Here is a 1020-nt window from a genome sequence, read left to right on the forward strand (position 1 = left end):
TCACTGCAAGTGACGGTACCGATTCCAACCCTCCACTGATAAACCAGCAACGTTGGAAAAACTATCATCTTGTATGTTTTTATGCACTGATTTATTTTTTCTTTTTTTTTCTTCTTTTTGCCTTCGTTGTTAAGGGATAAAGACGTTTTTTGTCTTAATATATTCCCCTTTTATTAACAACTCATTGATGTCAATGACTCCTGATAAAAGTCAGTTGCTTTTTTACCGTAGCCCTTAACAGTTAGCTTTTCGTAAACATCACTAACCTCTGAATCAATGGGAATTGCTAACCCTCCAAAATGCATCTGAGCCACTCGTTCAACTAGTCGCTTACCTGTAAACAATTGCTCCGTTGTTGGGTCCGTTTGCTTGGCTGCTTGGTCAAGCAAAGCCGTCAAATCTTGTTGGAAAAGGGCATCCTGATCTGCGGCGGGGAAATATAAAAGCATTTCCTCACCGCTAATGCCAGCACCCCTGTCAACCTTAGCCAGATATTCTTTGCCCCCAGGCTTGCTGCTAATGAGCTTGCGCACATCGTCTCGATAGGATATAAATTGATGGGAACCTAAACCCCGACCGCAGTTTCCAGCTTCATCGCAAGTCCACTTTCCTACAGAGTCATAATTACCTGCAATCCCTGAAAGTGCCTCGCTCAAGGCATCTAGCACTACCCCATGAGCTGATTTTTGACAATTATTCGTAGTTTGTGTAACAGTAGTTTTCTTTTGTGCAAAGGTGCTTTCAGACGCAGTATTACTTACCCCAGTTGGTGTAGAAGGAGAACTGCTGTTACTTGAACTACTATCAACGGCTCCCAAGAACATCTTATCGAGAACGCCTTCTCGGTAACTCATCCAGGGAATTGGACCAAGGTAATAAGGAGTGCATCCCAAATCCACGAAGGCATTCCTAGCACAAATTCGGAAAAATAAAGCTGTATCTACGGTGCCTGTTGTCTCCTCTACATCCCAAACTGCAACCTTGAAGGCTTCACCAAAGGGATGGCGACCAGTGGGTTCC

Annotated in this window: 1 pseudogene; it reads right to left on the bottom strand. The window is 43.7% G+C overall.

The window, feature by feature from the left end:
* Positions 1-173 precede the first annotated feature (173 nt).
* Positions 174-1020 (bottom strand): annotated as a pseudogene (locus F6K23_RS41275) (M23 family peptidase); the annotation flags it as partial.

The organism is Okeania sp. SIO2C9 (assembly GCF_010672455.1).
Taxonomy (GTDB): domain Bacteria; phylum Cyanobacteriota; class Cyanobacteriia; order Cyanobacteriales; family Microcoleaceae; genus Okeania.